Genomic DNA, 24,147 nt, shown 5'->3' on the forward strand with positions numbered 1-24,147 from the left:
CTCAGGCAGAGCTCAGGCAGAGCTCAGGGCAGGGCTTAAGGCAGGGCCAGCATGCGGTCCAGGGCGACCTTGGCCCAGTGGGTGGTGTCCTCGTCCACCGTGATCTGGTTGACGACCTCGCCCAGCACCAGCGACTCCAGCGCCCACACCAGGTGCGGCAGGTCGATCCGGTTCATCGTCGAGCAGTAGCAGACCGTACGGTCGAGGAACGAGATGTTCTTGTCCGGGAAGGTCTGCGCCAGGCGCTTGACCAGGTTCAGCTCCGTGCCGATCGCCCAGCTCGAACCCGCGGGGGCCGCTTGCAGGGTCTTGATGATGTGCTCCGTGGAGCCCACGTGGTCGGCCTTGAGCACGACCTCGTGGCGGCACTCCGGGTGCACGAGGACGTTCACGCCCGGGATGCGCTCGCGTACGTCGTCCACGGACTCGGCGGTGAAGCGGCCGTGCACCGAGCAGTGGCCGCGCCACAGGATCATCCTGGCGCGCTCCAGCTCCTCCTGGGTCAGGCCGCCGTTGGGGCGGTGCGGGTTCCACACCACGCAGTCCTCCAGCGACATGCCCATCTCCAGCACCGCCGTGTTGCGGCCCAGGTGCTGGTCGGGCAGGAAGAGCACCTTCTGGCCCTGCTCGAACGCCCAGTCCAGGGCGCGGCGGGCGTTGGAGGAGGTGCACACGGCGCCGCCGTTCCGGCCGCAGAACGCCTTGATGTCGGCGCTGGAGTTCATGTACGTGACCGGGATCACCTGATCGGCCAGCCCGGCGTCCTCCAGGGCCTCCCAGCACTCCTCGACCTGGTCGAACGTGGCCATGTCCGCCATCGAACACCCGGCCGCCAGGTCGGGAAGGACGACCTTCTGGGCGTCGCCGGTCAGGATGTCCGCCGACTCGGCCATGAAGTGCACGCCGCAGAAGACGATGAACTCCGCCCCGGGCCGCGCGGCCGCCTGCTGGGCGAGCTTGAACGAGTCGCCCGTCACGTCGGCGAACTGGATGACCTCGTCGCGCTGGTAGTGATGACCGAGCACGAACAGGCGGTCGCCGAGCGCCTCCTTGGCCTTGCGGGCACGTTCCACCAGGCCGGGGTCGGAGGCCGGCGGCAGCTCGCCGGGGCAGTCGACCCCCTTCTCGCTGTGCGGATCGGCGTTCCGGCCGAGGACGAAGAGCGGCAGCCCAGTCTGGGTGGCCATGGCCATACCCCCTTATCGTCGTTGTGACGATACTCATCATGACACATGGGCGTACGTGGTTATTCCGGGGGTTGTTCCAGAGGAGGGGACCCCGGGAATGTGTGGCATCGCGCTGGTGTTGGTAGCGTCATTAGTAGGACGTCGGAAACAGACAGCCGGGTTAGGGAGTCAGCAGATGACGGTTGAGAGCAGCGAGACCACGACGCAGGGCCTGATCCTGACTGACGCGGCCGCCGCGAAGGTCAAGAGCCTGCTGGAGCAGCAGGGCGAGGAGGGTCTGCAGCTGCGGGTCGCCGTGCAGCCGGGAGGTTGCTCCGGCCTGCGCTATCAGCTCTTCTTCGATGACCGGTCGATGGACGGCGACGTCGTGTCGGACTTCGGCGGCGTGAGTGTGGTCACCGACCGGATGAGCGCCCCTTACCTCATGGGTGCCTCGATCGACTTCGTCGACACGATCGAGAAGCAGGGCTTCACCATCGACAACCCCAACGCCACGGGCTCGTGCGCCTGTGGTGACTCGTTCAACTAGTCCGGGTCGCCGGTGGTCGCCAGGTCCCGCTCGCCTTTGTGCGTGCGGGACCTTCGCGTATCCTCGTGGGGCCCATTGGCCTGCTGACAACGAGGAAGAAGAACCCCGTGCGCATCGCCGTAACCGGCTCCATCGCGACAGACCACCTGATGACCTTCCCTGGAAGCTTCGGCGATCAGCTCATCGCCGAGCAGCTCGACCGGGTGTCACTGTCGTTCCTGGTCGATGACCTCCAGATCCGTCGCGGCGGCTGCGCCGCGAACATCGCCTTCGGGATGGGCTGCCTCGGCCTCAAGCCGATACTCGTGGGCGCGGTCGGCAACGACTTCGCCGACTATCGCTCGTGGCTGGAGCGCCACGGCGTCGACTGCGGCTCCGTGCACATCTCGGAGACCCAGCACACCGCCCGCTTCCTGTGCACCACCGACGAGCACCACAACCAGATCGCCTCGTTCTACACCGGCGCCATGGCCGAGGCGCGGCTCATCGAGCTGCAGCCCGTCGCCGACCGTGTGGGCGGGCTCGACCTGGTGCTGATCAGCCCCAACGACCCCGACGCGATGCTGCGCCACTCCGACGAGTGCCGCCAGCGCGGCATCCCGTTCGCCGCGGACATCTCCCAGCAGCTCGCCCGCATGGAGGACGAGCAGATCCGCCAGCTCGTCGACGGCGCCGCCTACCTGTTCTCGAACGACTACGAGAAGGGCCTGATCGAGCAGAAGACCGGCTGGTCCCACGAGGAGATCCTCGGCCGGGTCGGCGTCCGGATCACCACGCTCGGCCCCAAGGGCGCCGTCATCGACCGCCAGGGCGAGCCGTCCATCCAGGTCGCCCCGGCGCCCGAGCGGGGCAAGGCCGACCCCACCGGCGTCGGTGACGCCTTCCGCGCCGGCTTCCTGTCCGGTGTGGCCTGGGGCCTGCCCCTGGAGCGGTGCGGGCAGATCGGCAACCTCACCGCCACGCACGTGCTCGAGCGCGTGGGCGGCCAGGAGTACGAGCTCGGCCAGACGTCCTTCCTCGAGCGGTTCAGTGCCGCGTACGGCGCCGAGGCGGCCGCCGAGATCGCCGAGCACGTCCGCTGCTACCACCCCTGAGCCCTGAAACGCCGCGTCCGGAGGTCAGCGCATGGCGTAGACGCGGTGGACGAACTCGGCGAGCTGGTCGTCGGGCAGGTGCCTGGCCAGGTCGGCCTCGCTGATCATGCCGACGATGCGGCCCTCGTCCATCACCGGAAGCCGCTTGATCTGGTGCTCCTCCATGCGCGCCAGGGCGTCCTCCACGGTGGCGTCCGACGGCACCCATACCAGCCCGATCGCCAGATCCCCGGCCGTCACCTGCGCCGGGTCGTGGCCGGCCGCGACACACTTGATCACGATGTCGCGGTCGGTGATGATGCCGGTCACGCGGTCGTCGGGCCCGCACACGGGCAGCGCTCCCACGTTGCTCCTGCGCATCATCTGCGCCGCCCGGTCGAGGGTCTCGTGCGCGCTGATGCACTCCGCCCCCGCGCTCATGACATCGCGGGCGGTTTCGTGCGGATGTCCGCTGATCATGGCTTTCCCCTGAGGTCGATGACTCGTACGGAAAGCCCCTACCCGGTGTGCGGAGCTGAATCGGGAATTTTGGACGGGCCGGAAAATCAGTAGTTGCGCCTGACGTGGATCGCCCAGCCGCCCTCGGGCAGCTCGTACGACCCGACGTGGCGATGAGACTTCAGCCTGCACCACGCCGGCACGTCCGTATAGGCCGCCGGATCGTCGGCCAGCACGGCCACGACGGCGTTCAGAGGGACGTAGTTGATCTGCTCGGCGAGCATGATGATCGGGATCGGGCACTTCTTCCCGAGCGCGTCGATCGTCAAAGCCGGCTGAGTAACCTCGGTCATGCGACTCCTGCGTCCTGACGGATGCGGCGGACCAGATCGGGCAGCACGGCGAGGAACCTGTCGACCTCGTCCGCCGCGGCGCCCATGGGCAGCGACACCCTGACATTCCCATGCGTCAGCACGCCCATCGCTTCCAGGACGTGCGATGGACGAAGCGTACTAGCGGTGCACGAACTTCCGGACGATACGGCGAATCCCGCCTTGTCGAGCTCGGTCAGCAGCGCCTCGCCGTCAACGTACAGGCACGAAAACGTCACGATGTGCGGCGCCCGGTCAACGGGGTCGCCGATGACCTCCACGTCGGGGACGAGCTTCGGGACCGTCTCCCTGATCCTGGCGACGAGCCCGGAAAGCCTCGCCTGCTCCCGCTCGGCCTCCGCGGCCATCGCGCGCAGGGCCGCGGCCGCCGCGACGACGCCCGGCACGTTCTCGAAGCCCGGCACCCGCCCCCGCTCCCGCTCGTCCTCCGGCAGGTAGGAGCGGAACCGGGTGCCCTTGCGCACCACCAGCACGCCCACACCGGCCGGTCCGCCCCATTTGTGGGCGCTGGCCGTCAGCACCGACCAGCCGGGCGGCACCGGCATCCGGCCGGCCGTCTGCGCCGCGTCCACCAGCAGCGGAACGCCGTGCGCCCGGCAGGCCGCGGCGGCCTCCGCGACCGGCTGCAGCGTGCCGACCTCGTGGTTGGCCGTCTGCAGGCACGCCAGCGCCGTGCCGGGCCGCGCGACCGCCTCGGCGAACCGATCGGGATCCACGCGCCCGGTCAGGCCCACGCCCACCGTCTCGACCGTGCCGCCCTCGCGCTCGTGGACGGCGCCCGCGTGCAGCACGCTGGAGTGCTCGACCGCGCTGGTCACCAGGTGGCGTCCGGCCCTGCGTCTGCCGTGTAGGGTGCCGAGCACGCCGAGATGCACGGCCTGCGTGCCCGAAGAGGTGAACGACACCTCGTCGGGGCGCGCGCCGAGCGCCTCGGCCACCTCCGTGCGGGCCTGTTCCAGCAGCAGGTGCGCGCGGCGGGCCTGGCCGTAGAGTCTCGCGGGATCGGCCCAGCCGGCGTCGACCGCCGCCAGCAGCGCCTCGCGTGCCTGGGGGTGGAGCGGCTCGCTCGAAGCCGCGTCGAAATACGCCACGAGACTCATCGTCCCACTTCCGGCGCCATCGAGGGGTCGCGCGGTAGGGCGAGGCCCCTGCACGCTAATGTGTCTGCTTGTCAGTCTGTGCTTGATACAGAAAACAGAAATACGAGCGCCCAAGGGAGAGACTCTTGGGCTTCATCTGTGGGGTAGGCGATCCGTGAGTCCGACTCGCCGTACGACGCGGCGTTCGTTGGCCCGGCGCAGGGTGCCGCGCGCCGCCGCTTTGGCGTTGCTGCTGGCCACTGCTACGGCGTGTGCTAATGACGTCCCCGAGGCCGACTGGTCTCGCGGCCTTCTTCCCGACCACATCACCGAGCAGGGTGGCGTGGTCCAGAGTCTGTGGAACGGGGCCTGGATCGCCGCACTCGCCACGGGCGCTGTCGTCATCGCCCTGATCCTGTGGGCGGCCGTGTTCCACCGCAAGCGCAGGGCCAAGGCCGAGCTCCCGCCGCAGGTGCGCTACAACCTGCCGATCGAGATGCTCTACACCTTGATCCCGCTCGTCATGGTGTCGGTGTTCTTCTACTTCACCGCCCGTGACAGCGAGGTGCTCTCCAAGGTGGACGGCGACGCGACCGTCAAGGTCAAGGTCGAGGCGTTCCAGTGGAGCTGGCGCTTCACCACGACCACCGACGGGAAGACGCTGCAGCCCGTCGCCGGCACTCCGGTGAGCGACTACAAGCAGGGCCCCCAGCTGGTCCTGCCGGTGAACAAGAAGGTCGAGTTCGATCTGTCGACCGACGACGTCATCCACTCGTTCTGGGTGCCGGAGTTCCTGTTCAAGCGTGACGTCATCCCCGGCATCCCCGAGGGCAACCCGGGCCGCAAGTTCCAGATCACCACGCTGAACAAGCCGGGCACCTACGCCGGCCGCTGCGCCGAGCTGTGCGGTGTCGACCACAGCCGGATGCTGTTCTCCGTGAAGCTCGTTTCACAGCAAGAGTTCGACCAGTACATCGCGACGCACCAGGCGGGGAGTGCCCAGTGACCGCCATCCAAGAGCCACTCAGGACCACGACGGTCCGGCCCGTCACCAAGGGCCAGATCATCGCCAAGTGGTTGTCCTCGACTGATCACAAGATCATCGGGCACATGTACCTGATCACGTCGTTCGCCTTCTTCCTGATCGGCGGCATCATGGCGCTGATCATGCGGGCCGAGCTGGCGCAGCCGGGGCTGCAGTTCACCAGCAACGAGCAGTTCAACCAGCTGTTCACCATGCACGGCACGATCATGCTGCTGATGTTCGCGACGCCGCTGTTCGCCGGCTTCGCCAACGAGCTGATGCCGCTGCAGATCGGCGCCCCCGACGTGGCCTTCCCCCGCCTGAACATGGTCAGCTACTGGCTCTACCTGTTCGGCAGCATCATCGCCGTGTCGGGCTTCTTCACCCCGGGCGGCGCGGCCTCGTTCGGCTGGTTCGCGTACACGCCGCTGTCCAACGCGATCAACTCGCCGGGCATCGGCGGCGACCTGTGGATCATGGGTCTGGCGCTGTCGGGCCTCGGTACGATCCTCGGCGCGGTCAACTTCATCACCACGATCATCTGCATGCGCGCTCCGGGCATGACCATGTTCCGCATGCCGATGTTCACCTGGAACATCCTGCTGACCAGCATGCTCGTGCTGATGGCCTTCCCCGTGCTGGCCGCCGCGCTGCTGGCCCTGGAGGCCGACCGCAAGCTGGGCACCCAGATCTTCGCCTCCGAGAACGGCGGCGCGCTGCTCTGGCAGCACCTGTTCTGGTTCTTCGGCCATCCAGAGGTCTACATCATCGCGCTGCCGTTCTTCGGGATCATCACCGAGATCATCCCGGTCTTCAGCCGCAAGCCGATCTTCGGTTACATCAGCCTCATCGGCGCCACGATCTCGATCGCCGGTCTGTCCATCACGGTCTGGGCGCACCACATGTTCCCGACCGGGCAGGTGCTGCTGCCGTTCTTCTCGTTCATGACGTTCCTCATCGCGGTGCCGACGGGCGTGAAGTTCTTCAACTGGATCGGCACGATGTGGCGCGGGCACCTGAGCTTCGAGTCGCCGATGTTGTTCTCGGTCGGCTTCCTGATCACGTTCCTGCTGGGCGGTCTGACGGGTGTCATCCTGGCCTCGCCGCCGCTCGACTTCCACATCAGCGACACCTACTTCGTCGTGGCCCACTTCCACTACGTGGTCTTCGGCACCGTCGTGTTCGCCATGTTCGCGGGCTTCTACTTCTGGTGGCCCAAGTTCACCGGCAAGATGCTCGACGACAAGCTGGGCAAGCTGCACTTCTGGCTGCTGTTCATCGGCTTCCACACCACGTTCCTCGTGCAGCACTGGCTCGGCATGGCGGGCTTCCCGCGCCGTTACGCCGACTACAGCGCGGCCGACGGCTTCACCGACCTCAACCTGCTCTCGTCGGTGGGCGCGTTCATCCTGGGCGCCTCGACGCTGCCGTTCTTCTACAACGTCTGGAAGACCTGGCGCAGCGCGCCCAAGGTCACCGTGGACGACCCGTGGGGTTACGGCGGCTCGCTCGAATGGGCGACCTCCTGCCCGCCGCCGCGGCACAACTTCACCTCGCTGCCGCGGATCCGGTCGGAGCGTCCCGCGTTCGACCTGCACTATCCGCATGTCTCCGCCAAGTCCGCCCAGGAGGTTGAGGCCTGATGAAGGTCCAGGGTTGGCTGTTCCTGCTGTGCGGCGTGTTCTTCGCCGGCGTCGACATCGCCTACTGGTTCTGGACCAAGGCGGCGACGGGTCAGGGTGAGCCGGTCGGCACCACGGCCATGGCCATCTCGGTCGGGTTCGCGTTCATGGTGGGCTACTACCTGATGTTCACGGCGCGGCGCATCGGCGCGCAGCCGGAGGACAACAAGCAGGCCGAGATCAGCGACGGCGCGGGCGAGATCGGGTTCTTCAGCCCGAGCAGCTGGTGGCCGCTGTTCCTGTGCCTGGCGGCGGCCTTCGCCTTCGCCGGGTTCGTGATCGGCTTCTGGATGTTCCTGATCGGTGTGTTCCTGATCATCATGGCCATGATCGGGTTCGTGTTCCAGTACTACCGGGGTCACTTCTCGCACTGAGCCCCACACCTGGAGCGGGCGCTCTCCCTCACGGGAGACGCCCGCTTTTTGGTGTTCTTTACCAGGGCGCGGATGTGGTGATTCGATCACTCAGGGTAATAAAGGAGGCAGAAGTGGTTGGATCTTGGGCGAGGGAGTACTCGTGGGGCGCGGAGCGTATGGATCGGCCGGCCTGCTGGCCTTGGCGCTGCTGACGGCGTGCTCGGCGGCCGGCCCGGCCGAGGAGCCCGAGGGGGTCGCGATGGCGGGCGGGGCACGCAGCGCCCCTGTGGGGGTCTCTCCGGCGGACAAGACCTCGAACGTGCCCACGGACCAGCCCGTGGTGGTTTCGGCCCATGGGGGCAAGCTGAGGAGCGTACAGGTGGAAGGCGGCAAGTCGGGGCCGCTCAAAGGCGTCCTGAGCTCCGACGGCACCCGCTGGCGCAGCGTCGGCACCGCCCGGCCGAGCACCGACTACACCGTGACCGCCGTGTCCGTGGACGCCGCGGGCAAGCAGAATGAGACGCGCAGCACGTTCAGGACGGTCAAGGGCAAGCAGACGTTCGACATCAAGACCATCACCCCGAACAAGGACGACACCGGCCTCACCGTCGGGGTCGGCATGCCCGTCATGATCGCCTTCGACAAGCCGGTGACCGACCGGGTCGCCGTCGAGCGCAACCTCAGCATCCACAGCTCCAAGCCGGTGGAGGGGGCCTGGCACTGGTTCGACAGCCAGCACGTGGACTTCCGGCCGCAGAAGTACTGGCCGGCGCACACGAAGGTGCGCGTGGAGGCCAAGCTGGCGGGGGTGCGCGGGGGGCCGGGCATGTACGGCAAGCGGGACGTACGGCTCGACTTCAAGATCGGCCGCTCGCAGATCACCAAGGGCAGCACCAACGAGCACGTGCTGGTGGTCCGGCGGGACGGGAAGAAGATCCGCACCATGCCGATGAGCGCGGGGCAGGGCGGGCAGTGGAAGTACTACACGACCTCCGGCATCCATCTGGCCATGTCGCGCGAGCCCGTCACGGTGATGACCTCGCCGGGCATCGGACCGGGCTCGCCCGGGTACTACCAGCTGACCGTGTACAACACCGTGCGGATCTCCAACAGCGGCGAGTACGTGCACAGCGCGCCGTGGTCGGTGGGGTCGCAGGGGAACTCGAACGTCAGCCATGGGTGCGTGAACATCAGCCCGGCCAACGCGGCGTGGTTCATCAAGCACACGTTGATCGGGGATCCGATCATCATCACGGGGTCGCCCCGGAAGCTGGAGCCCACGAACGGGTGGGGGCACTGGCAGGAGACCTGGAAGCAGTGGCTCAAGTGGAGCGCGCTCAAGGCCGGCCCGACCACGACCCTGCCCTGACCGGCGGGGGCTTCGCCTCCTGCGCCGGCCGTGGTGGGCGGTTGCTCGGTGGCGCGTCGGCGGGGTCACGCCACGCGGACGCCTGAAACGTCCCGGATGTCTGTCTGAGGGACGACGCCCGGAAGAGCGCCCCTGACGCGTGGCCCGTGGCAAGGCGCGCCCGCCTGCTGAGGTGCCCTGCCCACGAGGGAGCACCGACGGGTTACGGGGCGGGCGAGGCGGTGGCCCGGGGACGTGGCGCTTTGGCCATGGCCGGGCAGGCCCGGGTGGGTGGTGCGTGGCCCGGGGTGGGTCGGGCGGGCCCAGCGGGTTGGCCGCGTGGGCCCGGGGAGTCCGGGGTGGGGTGGGGGTCAGGCGGGGCGGAAGGAGCTGCTGGCTTCGACCCAGCGGTCCAGGACCGCGGCGGCGGCGCCGGAGTCGACGGCCTGGACCGCGCGGGCGTAGCCGTCGATCATGGCCGAGTCCAGATCGTCCCCCGGCCCGTCGAGCGCCACCAGGGCCGCGGCGGCGTTGAGGAGCACCGCGTCGCGGACCGGCCCCGTCTTCCCCCGCACCAGGTCATGGACCGCCTGGGCGTTGAACGCCACGTCCCCGCCCCGCAGCGCGCCCACGTCGGCGCGCGGGATGCCGAGCACGGCCGGGTCGAAGGTGGTCTGCGTCGCCGTGCCGTCCTTGACGACCCAGACGGTCGAGGTGGCGGCGATGGTGAGCTCGTCGAGGCCGTCGTCGCCGCGGAAGACCAGGGCGGAGACCCCGCGCTCGGCGAAGACGCCCGCGAGCACCGGCAGCATGGCGGCGTCGTAGACGCCGATGGCCTGGGCGGCCGGGCGGGCCGGGTTGGTGAGCGGGCCCAGGAAGTTGAAGACCGTGGGCACCCCGATCTCCTTGCGCGTGGGGCCGGCGAAGCGCAGCGCGGGGTGGTAGACCGGCGCGAAGCAGAAGGCGATGCCCGCCTCGCGCGCCACCTGCGCGGTCTGCTCGGGCGTGAGGTCGAGCCGGATGCCCAGGTGCTCGAGGACGTCGGCGGCGCCGCAGGAGGACGAGGCGGCGCGGTTGCCGTGCTTGACGACGCGCGCGCCCGCGGCGGCGGCCACGATGGCGGCCATCGTGGAGACGTTGACGGTGTGCGCCCGGTCGCCGCCCGTGCCGACGACGTCGACCACGGGGCCCTCCACGCTCAGCGGCGTGGCCAGGTCGAGCATGGTGCGGGCCAGGCCCACCACCTCGGCCACCGTCTCGCCCTTGGCGCGCAGCGCGATCACGAAGCCGGCGATCTGGGAGGGCGTCGCGGCGCCGGACATGATCTCCCGCATCGCCCAGGCCGACTCGTCGGATGTGAGGTGCTCTCCGGACAGGAGAGCGGAAAGCAGGGTGGGCCAGGTCGTCCGGGAGTCCATGGGCACCTACTTAGCGTTGAGGCGGGTGGAGGAGCGACGGCGCATCAGGTCGGCCACCGTGTCGGCCAGGACCATGGGCTCCAGGGGCTGCGGCACCACGGCGTCGGCCTTGGACCAGTCGGCCAGCCAGCGGTCGTCGCGCCTGGCGATGATCAGGCAGATGGGCGGGCAGTCGTAGACCTCGTCCTTGGCCTGGCGCGCGACGCCCATGCCGCCCGCGGGCTGCGTCTCGCCGTCGAGGACCGCCACGTCGATCTCGCCCGAGCCGAGCCACTGGTGGACCTTGGGCTCGGTGGCGCACTCGACGATCTCCACGAGGGGTACGTCGGCCGCGGGGCGCCTGCCGATGGCCTGGCTCACCTCGGCCCTGGTGGAGGCGTCATCGCTGTAGACGAGGACCTTCATCTTCTCGTCGGTGCTCCCAGTGGACATCGGTCGCGCTCACTATCAGTCGAAACGGTATGGTCACCTGGGATCGTACCGGTGCGTCGGGGTGCAGACCCAGGCCACCATGCCTGGTGGGTGTTTTGTGTCGATTATCCCAGGTTGGCTCCCGGTTTGTACCTCCTAACGGGGGGTCGTGCGCCGGACCGACCACCGGAGCCGCAATAATGCTGCCCGTGGCGACAGCATCCGCAATAACTTCGACGACGACAGCACAGTCGTACCGCAGACCCAACTTGGTCAGCGTGGGCACGATCGTCTGGCTGTCCTCTGAGCTCATGTTCTTCGCGGCGCTGTTCGCGATGTACTTCACCATCCGGTCGGTGAGCGAGGGCCAGGGCCTCGTATGGGGCCCCGCGCTGCACAAGGCGGGCCTCGAGCTCGCCGAGGGCGCTCACCTGAACATCCCGTTCGCGACGGTCAACACGATCATCCTGGTCCTGTCGAGTGTGACGTGCCAGCTGGGCGTGTGGGCCGCGGAGAAGGGGCAGGTCGGCAAGCTCCGCTTCTGGTACATCGTCAGCTTCCTCATGGGCGCGGTCTTCGTCGCCGGGCAGCTGTACGAGTACATGGAGCTGGCGTCAGAGGGCGCGACCTTGTCCGCTAACGCCTACACCTCGGTGTTCTACCTGACGACGGGCTTCCACGGCCTGCACGTGACCGGTGGCCTGATCGCGTTCCTGTTCATGCTGGGACGCACGTACGCCGCGAAGCGCTTCACGCATGAGCAGGCCACCAGCGCGATCGTCGTGTCCTACTACTGGCACTTCGTAGACGTCGTCTGGATCGGTCTTTTCGCGACCATCTACATCATTCGTTAAGGAACGGGATCTCTGTGACTAGGATCACCGCTTGGCGGCGGCATCCCCTCGCGAGATACGCCGTCCTGATTTTCGCGTTGGCGCTGGTCGGGATGGCATACACCGCCTTTGTCCAGGTGGGTAAGCCCGCCGACGCGGCATTGGCGGCGGGCAAGGTCGATGACGTGGCCGAGGGCAAGAGCCTGTTCGTCCAGCACTGTTCGAGCTGCCATGGCATGAGCGCGCAGGGCACCACCACGGCGCCCACGCTCATCGGCGTCGGCGCCGCGGCCGTCGACTTCCAGATGAGCACCGGGCGCATGCCGGCCGGCGCGCCGGGGCCGCAGGCTCCGCGCAAGCCCCTGGCCCCCTGGGTCAACGAGACGACGACGCGGCAGATCTCGGCCTACGTGCAGTCGCTCGGCGGCGGCCCGCAGGTGCCGGGCCACGAGCAGGTGGACCCGAAGCTCGGTGACGCCGGCAAGGGCGGCGAGCTGTTCCGCGCCAACTGCATCCAGTGCCACAACTGGGTCGGCGCGGGTGGCGCCCTCACGCAGGGCAAGTACGCCCCCAACCTCAACGAGGCGACGCCGACGCAGATCTACGAGGCGATGGTCACCGGGCCGCAGGCGATGCCGGTCTTCAACGACTCGACGATCACGCCCGAAGAGAAGCGCAGCATGATCGCTTACATCACCCAGGTCCGTGAGCAGAAGGACCCCGGTGGTTTCGGCCTCGGCCGCATTGGCCCGGTCACCGAAGGTCTCGTAGCGTGGGTGGTGGGCATCGCGGCCCTCGCACTCGCCGCCATCTGGATCACCGCGAAGAAGCGACAGAAGTCATGACAGACAACGAGCACGAGATCGAGCAGCCGGACGACCGCGTCCCCAAGCGCGTCATCGGCACCCCCGCGCCGGGCACCTCGATGCTCGGCACCGCCGAGGCGGCCGAAGCCGAAGAGGACGTCCCGGGCGTCACGCTCCAGGACGAGACCAAGGCCCGCAAGGCCGAGAAGATCGTGGCGCTCTGCTTCACGATCACCTTCCTGGCCGCCATCGCGTTCATCATCTCCTACGTCGTGTTCCAGGTCGGCAGCCCCGAGGCGACGGGCACGTCCAACCTGGCGCTGGGCGGCTCGCTCACGGTGGCGATCCTCGGCCTGGCGGTCGGCATCGTGATCTGGGTCCGCCAGATCATGCCGAAATACTCCCTGGTCCAGGAGCGCCACGCGATGGCCTCCGACGAGGACGACCGCGAGGTCGTGTCGGAGACGTTCATCCAGGGCGCCAACGAGAGCGGCTTCGTCAAGCGCAAGCTGCTGCGCCGCACGCTGCTGCTCGCGGCCGCGCCGCTCGGCCTGGTGCCGCTGGTGCTGCTGCGCGACCTCGACAACAGCAAGATGCCCGGCGCCAAGTTCAACAAGACGCTGCGGCACACGGTCTGGGGTGAGAAGACCAAGGAGGGCAAGCCGCTCAGGCTCGTCGTCGAGGGCACCGGCCAGCCCATCAGGGCGGCCGACTTCAACTCGCCCGGCGGCATCCTGTCGGTCGTCCCCGAGGGCTACCAGCACGACCTGACCGCTCTGGCCAAGGCCACGCTCATCCTGATCAAGTTCCGTCCGGAGGAGATCAAGAGCGGCGTCCGGCAGAACTGGACGCACGACGGCATCGTGGCGTACTCCAAGATCTGCACCCACGTGGGCTGCCCCGCGGCCCTGTACGAGCAGAACACCCACCACATCCTCTGCCCGTGTCACCAGTCGACGTTCGACGCCGCCGACGGTGCGAAGGTCATCTTCGGCCCGGCCGCGCGGCCGCTGCCGCAGCTGCCGATCACCGTCGACGCCGAGGGTTACCTCATCGCCCAGGGTGACTTCGACGTGCCGGTCGGCCCCAGCTACTGGGAACGCGGTGACGCCGAGGCCGAGGCCAGGTCGAAGGGAGGCCAGGCATGAGTGACGAGCTGAAGACGACGCCGAAGGCCATCGCCGGGCCGTCGAACTTCCTCGACGAGCGCCTCGGCGGGGCCAACTTCCTCAAGCGCAACATGCGCAAGATCTTCCCGGACCACTGGTCGTTCCTGCTGGGCGAGATCGCGCTCTACTCCTTCATCATCCTGCTGCTGACCGGTACGTTCCTGACGCTCTGGTTCAAGCCCAGCATGATGGAGATCGCCTACGACGGCTCGTACGCGCCGCTCAAGGGCGTCCTGATGTCCGAGGCCTACGCATCGTCGCTGGAGCTCAGCTTCGACGTCCGTGGTGGTCTGCTCATGCGGCAGATGCACCACTGGGCGGCCCTGCTCTTCGTTGCCGGCATGATGGTGCACGCGCTGCGCGTGTTCTTCACCGGCGCCTACCGCAAGCCGCGCGAGCTCAACTGGATCATCGGCGTGCTGCTGCTGACGCTGGCGCTGGCCGAGGGTCTGACCGGCTACTCCCTCCCCGACGACCTGCTCTCCGGCGCCGGTCTGCGGATCACCGAGGGTGTGGCGATCTCGCTGCCGCTGGTGGGGACGTACATCACGTTCTTCCTGTTCGGCGGGGAATATCCGGGTGAGGATGTCATCTCCCGGTTCTACTCGCTGCACATCCTGCTCATCCCGGGCATCCTGCTGGCGCTGATCTCGGCGCACATGGTGCTCATGTGGGTGCAGAAGCACACGCAGATGCCGGGCAAGGGCCGCGACAACAAGAACGTGGTGGGCGCGCCGTTCTACCCGGCCTTCATGGCCAAGGCGGGCGCGTACTTCCTGTTCACGCTGGCCGTGATCAGCGGTCTGGCGACGTTCACCCAGATCAACCCGATCTGGCTGTTCGGCCCCTACACGCCCGCGGACGTGTCGGCCGGTTCGCAGCCCGACTTCTACATGGGCTTCCTCGAAGGCGCGCTGCGCATCATGCCGCCGTGGGAGATCAACCTCTTCGGCACGTCCCACGCGGGCACGCTGCCGCTGAGCGTCATCATCCCGGCGCTGGTGCCGATGGGCATCATCATGACGGGCCTGGCGCTCTACCCGTTCCTGGAACGCTGGGTGACCGGCGACAACCGCGAGCACCACGTCGCCGACCGTCCGCGCAACAACCCGCACCGCACCTCGATCGGCATGTCGGCGATCACGTTCTACGGTGTGCTGTGGCTGCTCGGCGCCAACGACGAGATCGCGGCGAACTTCCACGTCAGCCTCAACCACACGACCTACGCCGGTCGAGTGCTGATCTTCGTCGCCCCGGCGCTGGCCTACCTGATCACCTACCGCATGTGCCTCGGCCTGCAGCGGTCCGACCAGGCCGTCATCTCGCACGGCGTGGAGTCGGGCGTGATCAAGCGGCTGCCGCACGGTGAGTTCATCGAGGTCCACACGCCTCCGTCGGAGGACATCGAGGCCCACATGCGCGGCAAGACGCCGGTGCCGATGCTGCCGGTGGACGAGGACACCTCGGGCATCCCGCCGAAGGGCATGCGCGGCCCGCTCGGCAAGCTGCGCGGGCGCATGTCGAAGGCGTACGGCGGGGAGAAGATCCCGCTGGACGACGGGCATGGGCACGGGCACGAGGAGGAGCACGCCGCCATCGGCTCCGGTGGCGACGACCGCAGCATCAGTCACTGACCCTGACGCCACGAACCGGACGGGCCCGGACGAGGATCTCCTCGTCCGGGCCCGTCCGGCGTTCCGGGTGGTGGGACGGCGCCGCCGGTCCGGCGCGGCGGAGAACGGGGTGGCGCAACGGGACCTGTTCGCATGGGGGCGCGGGTGGTGCGGGCGCCCCGAGGCGTGCCGCCTGGGCCGGGGTGTCGAGGCCGCACCGCGCAGGCCCCGGTTCGTGGGCATGCGGCAGCGGACCCCCTGGAGGGCCGGTCCTCGTGGCGGCGGTCAGTCGGCCTCGGGGAAGCCGATCGAGAAGGCCGCGTCCAGGTCGTGCCTGGAGTAGGCGCGGAAGGCGATGTGCGTCTCGGTGTGGAGCACCCCGGCCACCTTGTTGATCCGCCCCGGGACGACCTCGGCGATCTCCTCGTACGCGGCGACCCTGACCATGGCCAGCAGGTCGTATTCGCCGGTGATGGAGTAGACCTCGCTGACCCCCTCGATCTCGGCGATCGTCTGGGCGACCTCCGGGATCCGGTCTACCTCTGCATTGATGTGGACGATAGCCGTGACCATGCATCAACTCTATCGTTTCACCCCAAAGGTCGCCCCTCCCGATTGCGGCGCTGGTCGAGATGGCGGTAGGCGAGGTCGATGCGCGCCTTGTGGCGGGCTGCGCCCCGCGCGGGCAGGCTCCACTCCCCGTCCACCTCCACCAGCCGCACCCCGGGTGACTCCAGCCAGCGCAGGATGCACTCGGTCTCCTCGGCGCTGGCGGCGTGGACCGGGCCGGGCCCGGGGAGCACCACCTCGGCGGTGGCCGTCAGCGAGGCCACGAAAGCGGTGGGATGGGTGCCTTTCGGCATGACCCCGGCCCCGGCCAGCCGCCCGTAGCGGACGACGTGGATGTCCCAGCCGCCGCCGAACGCCGGGCTGGCGGCGACGAGCTGCGGGATGCGGGTGATGGCGCTGAGGCGCTGCATGCGGGCCGCCGTGCGGACGAACGCGGCCAGCCGGTCACGGTCGACGGACGCCTCCTCGTAGCGCTGCTCGACCGAGAGCCGCTCCATGCGGGCCGACACGGCGGTGAAGACGGGCGAGGCGTCGAGCGTCATGGCGCGGCGCGCGCTCTCGACGTGCAGCGCGTATTCCTCCGGGCTCTCCCGGCCCTCGCACGGGGCGCCGCAGCGGCCCATCTCGTGCAGCACGCAGGCTGCCCGCCGGGTGCGCAGCGTGACCGGCTGGGTGCACTGGCGCAGCGGGACCGCCTCGTGCAGGGCGATGCGGGCGTCGTCGGCCAGGCGGGCGCTGCTGAAGGGACCCAGGTAGGTGGCGCCGTCGTCCTTGAGCTCGCGCACGATCGACAGGCGCGGGAACACCTCGGAGGTGAGCTTGAGCCACACCATCTTCTCCGGGAAGCGGGAGCGGCGGTTGTAGCGCGGCTTGGCGCCGCCGATCAGGCGCAGCTCCCGCACCTCCGCCTCCAGCGCGGTCGAGCAGACGATGTGGCGCACCCGCTCGGCGATGCCGATCATCTCCCGGATGCGCGGACGGGTCTCGCCGGCCGTGAAGTAGGAGCGCACCCGGTTGCGCAGGTTGGTGCTCTTGCCGATGTAGAGGACCTCTCCGCGCTCGTCCTCGAAGAGGTAGACGCCGGGCGCGTGGGGCACGGACTCGGCCAGATGGCGCTTGCGCTGCTGCTCCGGCGTGGGGGCCCGGACGAATGACTTGAGCTCCTCCAGCGTGTGGACCTGGAAGGACCCGGCCCGCTCGATCAGCCCGTGCAGCACGTCCACGGTGGCCCTGGCGTCCTGCAGGGCGCGGTGGCACGGCTCGACCGGGCTGCGGAAGAACCTGGCCAGCGTGGCCAGCTTGGCGTTGGGCGTCTCGTCGCGGGTCAGCACGCGCCTGGCCAGGTCGACGGTGTCGACGACCGGGTTGGCCGGCGGGGGATAGCCGAGCGCGGCGCAGGCGGCCTTGACGAAGCGGGTGTCGAAGCCGGCGTTGTGGGCCACCAGCGTGGCCCCGCGGATGAACTCGAGGAAGCTCGGCAGCACCGACTCGATCTTCGGCGCGGCCATGACCATGGCGTCGGTGATGCCGGTCAGCACGGAGATGAACGGCGGTATCGGCCCTCCCGGATCGACCAGCGTGGAGAACTCGCCGAGCACCTCGCCCGCCCGCACCTTGACCGCGCCGATCTCGGTGATGGCGTCCTCGGCAGGCGCGCCGCCGGTCGTCTCGAGGTCGAACACGACGAACGTGACGTCGCTCAGCGGGGTGCCGAGCTCGTCGAGAGTGCCTTGAACCGGATCCACGAACCAAGACCATAGAGAGGGGGACCGACAGGAACGAGTCACCACCCCTCTTGGTCTTTAGTTACCCTTCCCTTTATGTCCGCGGGAAGACTTGCCGGCCGCTACTCCCTGCTGCGCCCCCTGGGCGCGGGCGGCATGGGGACGGTGTGGCTGGCCAGGGACGAGATGCTTGATCGCGATGTCGCGGTCAAGGAGCTCACGCTGCCCGAAGGCATGTCGCCCAAAGAGCGCTCCGACTCGGTGACCAGGGCCGTGCGCGAGGCGCAGGCCACCGCGCGGCTGCGCCACCCCGGCATCGTGGCGCTGCACGACGTCGTCGTGGAGCAGGACCGGCCGTGGCTGGTCATGGAGCTGCTGCGGGGCCGCACGCTGGCCGAGACCGTACGCGAGTTCGGCCCCATGCCGCCCGCTCACGCCGCGCGGATCGGCGCCGACGTCCTGGAGGCGCTGGGCGTCGCCCACGCCCAGGGGCTGCAGCACCGCGACGTCAAGCCGGGCAACGTCTTCCTGACCGAGAGCGGCCGGGTGGTGCTCACCGACTTCGGCATCGCCAGGCAGGAGGGGCAGGCCTCGCTCACCGAGCACGGGATGATGATCGGCTCGCCCGGTTTCATCGCGCCCGAGCGGCTCGACGGCCAGCCCGGCGGCCCGGCCAGCGACCTGTGGTCGCTCGGCGCCACCCTCTACGTCGCCGTGACGGGCGCGCCGGCCTACGCGGGGTCGGTGGCCCAGCGGGTGCGCGCCACGCTGATGGAGCCGGTGCCCGTCGCGCCGGGCCCGCTCGGGCCGCTGCTGGCCGCCATGATGGCGCAGCACCCCGCCGCCCGTCCCGATCCGGCCGTGGCCGTCCAGGCGCTCAGGCAGGTCGCCGCGGGCGGGCCCGCGCCCCGGCTGCCCGCCAGCCACGACGTGACCGTGCCCGGCACGGTCACGCGGCGCGGCCGGGCCGCGCTCTGGATCGCCGCCGGCACGGTCGTGGTCGTCGCGGCGGGCGCGGCCGCCTTCCTGCTGCTGAACCGGCAGGACGGCGCGGCGCAGGCGGCGTTCACCGTGCCGATGGACGTGTGCACGCTGATCCCGCAGCAGGAGGTCGGCAGGCTGCTGCGCACGCAGAGCCCGCCCAAGGCCCAGCCCGACTCCGACGAGGTGGGCCCCAAGTGCGGCTGGCCGGTCCCGGGCACCGGCGTGGGCCTGCAGTTGCAGAAGGACTCCGACACCGTCGACCCGTGGTCCATGACCGACGTCTCGGCCCGCGCGCTCTTCCAGAACCAGAAGCGCTACTGGTCCAAATACGAGGACATCGACTGGACCTGGCCCGAGATCGGCGTGAAGACCTCCAGGAAGGCAAAGCGCACCCCCGTGCACCAGATCACCGGCCTCGGCGAGGAGGCGTTCGGCTTCGAGCTGAAGGGATCCACGGGCCGGGTGCACTCCGCCCACGTCTTCTACCGGCTGGCCAACCTGGTGGTGAGCGTCGAATACGCCACGCTCGCCGACAAGCCGACCGACGAGGACGTCAGGCAGGCGGCCCTGAGAGCCGCCCAGGCGAGCGAGCAGGCGTTGCGCAATGCCCGGTGACCTCTACCTGCTGGCCGGGCGTTACCGGCTGATCGAGCGGCTCGGGCAGGGCGGCGCGGGCACGGTGTGGCGCGCGATCGACGAGACGCTCGACCGGCAGGTCGCCGTCAAGCAGGTGCGGGTGCCGCAGGGGATGAGCCCGTACGAGCGGGCGGAGTTCGCCGACCGGGCCATCCACGAGGCCAGGTCGGCGGGCCGGCTGCGCGACCCGGCCATCGTGCTGGTGCACGACGTCGTCCTCGAGGGCGACCAGCCGTGGATCATCATGGACCTGGTCACCGGCCGCTCCCTGGACAAGGTGATCAAGGAGCGGGGGCCGCTGCCCCCCTCGTCCGTGGCCGCGATCGGGCTGCGCGTGCTGTCGGCACTGGAGGTGGCGCACGCGCACGGCATGCTGCACCAGGACGTCAAGCCGGCCAACATCCTGCTCGACGGCGACGGCTCGGCCATGCTCACCGACTTCGGCATCGCCGCGCCGATGGGCGGGCGGGGCGACCGGTACGGCAGCGCGGGCTCGCCCGGCTACATGGCCCCCGAGCGGCTCAACGAGGAGCCCTCCGGCCCCGCCTCCGACCTGTGGTCGCTGGGCGCCAGCCTGTACACCGCGGTGGAGGGCCGCGCGCCCTTCGAGCGGGAGCTGCCCGCCGCGGTCGCGGCCGCGGTGCTGCTGCACCAGGCGCCGTTCCCGGCCAGGGCCGGCCGTGACCTGGGCGGCCTGCTGATGGCCATGCTCGCCAAGGACCCCGCGACCCGCCCCACCGCGGCGCAGATCCGCCAGGCGCTGATCCCGCTGACCGACCCCGACACGGCTCCCCGCCCCCACCGCCCCGCCGCCCGCCGCCGCTGGTGGCTGCTGCCCGCCGCGCTCGCCGCCGTGGTGGCGCTGGGCGGGGGCGGCTGGTACGCCGCCTCCGCCCTCGGCGGGCCCGACCAGGAGACCGGCGCCTACGCCACGGCGCCCGACCCCTGCTCCCTGCTCAGCGGCGCCGAGGCCGCCCGGCTCATGAAGGGCGCCCCCGAGCGCAGCCTCACCCGGCCCGGCGAGTGCCAGTGGCTCATCCGCGAGGGCACCGTCTCGGCCCGCCGGCTCGTCGTGCGGGCCTGGGTGGATCGCCCCACCGGCGACCTCGGCGGCCCCGAGGTGGCGCAGCGCCGTTTCGCCAGCGAGAAGACCACCCGCGCCGCCGCGGAGGGCAGTGACCGGCGCTGGAAGCGCGGCGCGGTCGCCGACGTCACGGGGGTGGGGGAGGCGGCGATCGTCCAGAACACCTTCAAGTACTACCTGACCTCCACCGACAGCGGCACCGCGTACAGCACGCTGCTCTTCCGCACGAGTAATCTGCTGGGCGAGGTGATCTGGCACCGTGAGGACGCGGCGGCCACCGCCCCGGCGGACAAGGAGGCGGCCGTCGCCGCGGCCCGCCTGGTCTCGGCGGCGCTGTCGCGATGAGGCCGTGGACGGTGCTGCAAGCCCCTTGCAAGGGGCGTGACTAGCATGTCTCCCCGCATGTCAGGGCAACCCCAGGAGTCCCGCCAGTGAACCCCGGAAGCCAGTACGAGCCGCCCACCACCCCTCACCAGGTGCCAGGCAGGCAGTTCCAGCCGCCGGGCATGCCGTCCACCGGGCCTTTCATGGGGCCTCCGATGGGCCCGCTCCCCGGCCCTCCCATGCCGCCGCCCCCGAGGCCGGGGCGGCCCGCCTGGGTGCTGCCCACGCTGGCCGCCGCCCTCGTCGTGCTGGTCGCGGCGGGCGGCGTGGGGGCCTACTTCCTGTACGGCAAGATCTCCGGCGTCACCTCGCCCCCGCAGGTCCAGACGTCGCCGTCCCGGCAGCCCCAGGCCGCCGCGACGGCCCCCGACGTGTGCGCCATGCTGCCCAAGGACGAGGCCGACCGGCTGGTGCCGGACGCGACCGTGGCCAGGTCGTCCAGGGACAGCGACTACACGGTCAACTTCACCTGCAACTGGATGAACCAGCGCATCTCGTTCGGCGAGTTCTGGCGCAGCCGGGAGATCGACGTCAGGGTCGAGCAGCACAAGGGCGAAGGGGCCAAGACCGGGCGGGCGATGGCACAGAACTCGTACGAGGTCGAATACCGCGGCGGCAAATACGGCGAGACCGCCAAGCCGTCCCTCGACCCCGACGAGAAGCAGTACATCTCCCCGATCAAGGACATCCCGGGCGTCGGCGACGGCGCGTTCGCCCAATACACCTGGCGCCGCGACGGCAAGCTGCTCTGGTACGCCTACGGCACCGCCCACGCCCGCGTCGGCGACATGACGATCGAGGTCAAATACCAGGCGGGCCAGCAGCGCAAGGACGCCCAGATCCTGAGCAACGAGACCACGCAGGCGGTCACCGAGGCCAACGCCATCCGCGAGGTCAGCGGCCTGGTCGCGCACTTCGCCAAGGGCGTGGCCGCCTGGCAGGCGCAGCACCCGAACGTGCTGGCCAAGGCCGAGAAGTCGCCGTCGCCGTCGCCGACACTCTCGCCGAGCGCCCGCCCGACGCCCTCGCCCACCGTGCTGGCCTCCTTCCCCGCCGACTGCGCGGCCGTCACCGCGACGGCCACGCGGCTGGTGCCCGAGCCCACCACCCGGGCGCGCGGCACCGAGGCCGGCAGCGACCGGCAGACCGAGTGCCGCTGGCTCAACCTGGACCTCTCCGGCGGCGAGGGCGTCACGAAGATCCGCAGCGCGATGATCACCGTGCACCGGTTCACCAACCGGGCGGGCGCGGTGGACGAGCCCGCGGCCAAGGCCTACTACGTGAGCGAACAGGGCGGCGACAAGTTCACCGCCGACTCCTCCATGGGCGGCATCACCTGGGGCAAGCTGGCCGACGTCAAGGGGCTGGGCGACCAGGCCTACCGGCAGTTCGTGCAGACCAGGCAGGGCGCGGTCTCGGCCTCCAGCGGCACGGTGCTCATGCGCAAGGGCTCGGTGGTCGTCCGGGTCGACTACTCCGGCCACCAGCGGCCGGCGGACGAGCAGACCAACTCGCCCAAGGTCGAGCTCATGTCCGAGAAGGAAGCGATGGCGGGCGCGCTCACCCTGTCCAGGGCGTACCTGGAGGCGCTGGCGAAGCAGCCCGCCGGGAGCTAGGGCGTACCTGACTGGCGAGCACTGACGGCGGTTAATGGGGTTGCAACCCGGCTGCAAGTCGGACAAATACCTTTAAGTAGGCAAGCAATCTGAGCCGCGCGATCAGGTTTGTCCAGTACAGGGGCATGGGCAAACGCATGGGGGATCACGCGGCTCATTGCTTTTCCCGGAGCTGCCTCTCCCGGGCCAGGAACGGTTCGAGCAGGCCGGGGACGGCCCGCGCGGCCAGCTCCAGGCCCTCGCCGCGGCCCACGTCGACCACCTCGTAGTGACCCCTTCCGGCGCCCGTGGTCGCGGTGACGGTCAGCAGGCCGGAGCGCCGCTGGAAGAACGATTCGGTGACCGTCCAGCCCGCGATGCCCCGGCGGTCGAGCGCGATCGTCCGCCGGACCACGGCGCCCCTGCGGGTGACGAGGTGGCGGGCCCCCAGCGCGTGACCGAGGCTCGCGGCGCTCGCCACCGCGAGCCACAGCCCGTACGCCGCCACGACCACTGGCCCCACCCACACCCAGTTCCCCACCCACACCCAGGGCCACGGCCACGCGGCCGCCGCGACGGCCACCGCCGCCGCCACGACGGCCCTGACGACCCGCCTGCGCCGGGCCGCCGGCGGGTGCGGCACCAGCGGGGGCAACCCGGCGCCGGAGACCCGGGCGGCGATCCGGAGGGCCAGGGCGCGGGGGACCGGCGGGGTGAGCGCGGCCGCGTCCTCGGTCTCGTCGTCGGGCTTCCTGCCCAGCCCGGTGGCGATGGTCGTGACCCTGGCCGCGCCGCCGAGCCGCAGCAGCAGGGGTTCGCCGAGCTCCACGCCGCGCAGCCGGCGCTCCTCCAGCGTCAGGGACCGGGTGGTCAGCAGGCCGCGGCGCAGCCGGAGCCGGCCGGGCTCGCGGTCGAGGCGGTAGCGGCCCCACGCCTCGGCGAACAGCAGGACCGAGCCCAGGACGCCGACGGCCAGGTTCGCCGCCAGCAGCAGCGGGACCGCCAGCAGCGGCTGCGCCACCACCCACTCCCACAGGCCGGTCGCCAGGCGGGTGGCGAAGCTCTTGACCCCGAACGAGCCGAGCGCCTTGAACAGCGCGCCGAGCAGCACCGCCGCGCCCGTGAACGTCCACACCGACAGCGGCGCGTACCTGATCCACGACCAGCGCAGCTCCGCCAGCGGCGGCCCGTCCCCGGTCTCCTCGGCGGTCTCCTGGCGCAGCAGGGTCCGCCGCAGGGCCTCGGCCTCGTGCCGGTCCAGCGGGTCCAGCGCGAGCTCGGACCCGTCGGCGGCGTGCTCTCCCGTGCCGACCTTGACCACGGTCAGGCCGAACACCCGGTTCACCGGATCGGCGCGCAGATCGACGCTGCGCACCCGGTCGCGCGGGAACGAGCGGTGCTGGCGGGTGGTGATGCCCGAGCGCAGTTCGAGGCGATCGGGGGTGAGCCGCCAGCGGGTGGCGCGCAGCCGGAGCACGTCGTACGCCACCACGGCGGCGACGATCAGCACCGCCGCACCCGCGCAGACCGCCACCACGCCGCCGACCGGCCAGTCGCGGCCGGTCAGGAAGCGCACCAGGCCCGCTGTCGCGCCCGCCACGAGCGCCAGCGACTTGACCGCCGAGGCCCACAGGCTCCGCCCCGACAGCCGCCGCCACCCATCACCCGCGGTCACGGCCGCACCTCCGCCCGCCGTCCCGGCCACCGCCCCACCCCCAGCCGGCCTCCCGCCCGCCGTCCCGGCCCCTGCCTCAGCCCCTGTCCATGTCCCGGTCTCAGCCCCTGTCCCTG

At 70.1% G+C, this 24,147-nt stretch carries 22 protein-coding genes; 13 read left to right on the forward strand and 9 right to left on the reverse strand.

Going from position 1 to position 24,147, the window contains the following annotated elements; all coding sequences use genetic code 11:
* Positions 1-35: 35 nt before the first annotated feature.
* Positions 36-1,193 carry a quinolinate synthase NadA gene (nadA, locus tag ACBJ59_RS05745; protein WP_375109120.1) on the reverse strand — a complete coding sequence of 386 codons (1,158 nt, stop codon included), beginning with the start codon at positions 1,191-1,193 and terminating at the stop codon, positions 36-38.
* A 169-nt stretch (positions 1,194-1,362) separates the two neighbouring features.
* Between nadA and erpA the strand changes: the two genes are divergently transcribed.
* Both erpA and ACBJ59_RS05755 read left to right on the forward strand, forming a co-directional pair.
* Complete coding sequence (gene erpA / locus ACBJ59_RS05750) at positions 1,363-1,716, forward strand: iron-sulfur cluster insertion protein ErpA (protein WP_090930529.1); 354 nt, start codon at positions 1,363-1,365, stop codon at positions 1,714-1,716.
* Positions 1,717-1,823: 107 nt separating this feature from the next.
* Entirely contained in the window at positions 1,824-2,810 is a 987-nt protein-coding gene (locus tag ACBJ59_RS05755) for a carbohydrate kinase family protein (protein WP_375109121.1), read from the forward strand.
* Positions 2,811-2,834: 24 nt separating this feature from the next.
* Here the strand turns inward: ACBJ59_RS05755 and ACBJ59_RS05760 are convergent, their stop codons facing one another.
* The 3 genes from ACBJ59_RS05760 to ACBJ59_RS05770 all read right to left on the reverse strand — a co-directional run bounded on the left by ACBJ59_RS05760 (position 2,835) and on the right by ACBJ59_RS05770 (position 4,740).
* Positions 2,835-3,269, reverse strand: coding sequence for a CBS domain-containing protein (locus tag ACBJ59_RS05760; RefSeq protein ID WP_375109122.1), 435 nt, complete (start codon positions 3,267-3,269; stop codon positions 2,835-2,837).
* Between the two features lie 86 nt (positions 3,270-3,355).
* A complete protein-coding gene (locus ACBJ59_RS05765) occupies positions 3,356-3,601 on the reverse strand; it encodes a sulfurtransferase TusA family protein (protein ID WP_043638353.1) in 246 nt (81 codons plus the stop codon).
* On the reverse strand, positions 3,598-4,740 hold the full coding sequence (locus tag ACBJ59_RS05770) for a cysteine desulfurase family protein (RefSeq protein ID WP_375109123.1): 1,143 nt from the start codon (positions 4,738-4,740) through the stop codon (positions 3,598-3,600). Before ACBJ59_RS05770 ends, ACBJ59_RS05765 begins: the two co-directional genes overlap by 4 nt.
* 322 nt (positions 4,741-5,062) lie before the next feature.
* On the opposite strand from ACBJ59_RS05770, the gene ACBJ59_RS05775 reads away from it, so the two are divergent.
* From ACBJ59_RS05775 to ACBJ59_RS05790, 4 genes are all read left to right on the forward strand, one after another.
* Positions 5,063-5,725 (forward strand): cytochrome c oxidase subunit II, encoded by a 663-nt coding sequence (locus tag ACBJ59_RS05775; RefSeq protein ID WP_375109124.1) that lies wholly within the window; start codon positions 5,063-5,065, stop codon positions 5,723-5,725.
* Positions 5,722-7,386 (forward strand): cytochrome c oxidase subunit I, encoded by a 1,665-nt coding sequence (gene ctaD / locus ACBJ59_RS05780; protein WP_364113471.1) that lies wholly within the window; start codon positions 5,722-5,724, stop codon positions 7,384-7,386. Before ACBJ59_RS05775 ends, ctaD begins: the two co-directional genes overlap by 4 nt.
* Positions 7,386-7,799: a cytochrome c oxidase subunit 4 gene (locus ACBJ59_RS05785; protein ID WP_364113469.1), complete on the forward strand. Its 414-nt coding sequence runs from the start codon at positions 7,386-7,388 to the stop codon at positions 7,797-7,799. Before ctaD ends, ACBJ59_RS05785 begins: the two co-directional genes overlap by 1 nt.
* A 142-nt stretch (positions 7,800-7,941) precedes the next feature.
* A complete protein-coding gene (locus ACBJ59_RS05790; protein WP_375109125.1) occupies positions 7,942-9,150 on the forward strand; it encodes an Ig-like domain-containing protein in 1,209 nt (402 codons plus the stop codon).
* 350 nt (positions 9,151-9,500) lie between these two features.
* Here the strand turns inward: ACBJ59_RS05790 and trpD are convergent, their stop codons facing one another.
* Entirely contained in the window at positions 9,501-10,547 is a 1,047-nt protein-coding gene (trpD, locus tag ACBJ59_RS05795) for an anthranilate phosphoribosyltransferase (protein ID WP_375109126.1), read from the reverse strand.
* Between the two features lie 6 nt (positions 10,548-10,553).
* Positions 10,554-10,979: a hypothetical protein gene (locus tag ACBJ59_RS05800; RefSeq protein ID WP_375109127.1), complete on the reverse strand. Its 426-nt coding sequence runs from the start codon at positions 10,977-10,979 to the stop codon at positions 10,554-10,556.
* Positions 10,980-11,158: 179 nt separating this feature from the next.
* Between ACBJ59_RS05800 and ACBJ59_RS05805 the strand changes: the two genes are divergently transcribed.
* The 4 genes from ACBJ59_RS05805 to ACBJ59_RS05820 are packed head-to-tail and all read left to right on the forward strand — an operon-like array spanning position 11,159 to position 15,400.
* On the forward strand, positions 11,159-11,812 hold the full coding sequence (locus tag ACBJ59_RS05805; RefSeq protein ID WP_375109128.1) for a heme-copper oxidase subunit III: 654 nt from the start codon (positions 11,159-11,161) through the stop codon (positions 11,810-11,812).
* A 14-nt stretch (positions 11,813-11,826) separates the two neighbouring features.
* The gene (locus ACBJ59_RS05810) at positions 11,827-12,636 is read left to right on the forward strand and encodes a c-type cytochrome (protein WP_375109129.1); all 810 of its coding nucleotides are present in this window, start codon (positions 11,827-11,829) and stop codon (positions 12,634-12,636) included.
* Complete coding sequence (locus ACBJ59_RS05815; RefSeq protein ID WP_375109130.1) at positions 12,633-13,745, forward strand: Rieske 2Fe-2S domain-containing protein; 1,113 nt, start codon at positions 12,633-12,635, stop codon at positions 13,743-13,745. Before ACBJ59_RS05810 ends, ACBJ59_RS05815 begins: the two co-directional genes overlap by 4 nt.
* Positions 13,742-15,400, forward strand: coding sequence for a cytochrome bc complex cytochrome b subunit (locus ACBJ59_RS05820; RefSeq protein WP_375109131.1), 1,659 nt, complete (start codon positions 13,742-13,744; stop codon positions 15,398-15,400). Before ACBJ59_RS05815 ends, ACBJ59_RS05820 begins: the two co-directional genes overlap by 4 nt.
* Positions 15,401-15,664: 264 nt before the next feature.
* Here ACBJ59_RS05820 and ACBJ59_RS05825 read toward each other — a convergent pair whose 3' ends face one another.
* Together ACBJ59_RS05825 and ACBJ59_RS05830 are read right to left on the reverse strand one after the other, a co-directional pair.
* Entirely contained in the window at positions 15,665-15,952 is a 288-nt protein-coding gene (locus ACBJ59_RS05825) for an Lrp/AsnC ligand binding domain-containing protein (protein ID WP_364113453.1), read from the reverse strand.
* 17 nt (positions 15,953-15,969) lie between these two features.
* Positions 15,970-17,694, reverse strand: coding sequence for a DEDD exonuclease domain-containing protein (locus ACBJ59_RS05830; RefSeq protein WP_375109132.1), 1,725 nt, complete (start codon positions 17,692-17,694; stop codon positions 15,970-15,972).
* A gap of 75 nt (positions 17,695-17,769) precedes the next feature.
* Between ACBJ59_RS05830 and ACBJ59_RS05835 the strand changes: the two genes are divergently transcribed.
* From ACBJ59_RS05835 to ACBJ59_RS05845, 3 genes are all read left to right on the forward strand, one after another.
* Complete coding sequence (locus tag ACBJ59_RS05835; RefSeq protein ID WP_375109133.1) at positions 17,770-19,272, forward strand: serine/threonine-protein kinase; 1,503 nt, start codon at positions 17,770-17,772, stop codon at positions 19,270-19,272.
* Positions 19,262-20,722 carry a serine/threonine-protein kinase gene (locus ACBJ59_RS05840; protein ID WP_375109134.1) on the forward strand — a complete coding sequence of 487 codons (1,461 nt, stop codon included), beginning with the start codon at positions 19,262-19,264 and terminating at the stop codon, positions 20,720-20,722. The genes ACBJ59_RS05835 and ACBJ59_RS05840 overlap by 11 nt, the downstream gene beginning before the upstream one ends.
* 86 nt (positions 20,723-20,808) lie before the next feature.
* Positions 20,809-22,377: a hypothetical protein gene (locus ACBJ59_RS05845; protein ID WP_375109135.1), complete on the forward strand. Its 1,569-nt coding sequence runs from the start codon at positions 20,809-20,811 to the stop codon at positions 22,375-22,377.
* A 154-nt stretch (positions 22,378-22,531) separates the two neighbouring features.
* On the opposite strand, the gene ACBJ59_RS05850 is transcribed toward ACBJ59_RS05845, so the two are convergent.
* Positions 22,532-24,031, reverse strand: coding sequence for a PH domain-containing protein (locus ACBJ59_RS05850; protein ID WP_375109136.1), 1,500 nt, complete (start codon positions 24,029-24,031; stop codon positions 22,532-22,534).
* Positions 24,032-24,147: the final 116 nt, after the last annotated feature.

Source organism: Nonomuraea sp. MTCD27 (genome assembly GCF_041950495.1).
Classification (GTDB): Bacteria; Actinomycetota; Actinomycetes; order Streptosporangiales; family Streptosporangiaceae; genus Nonomuraea.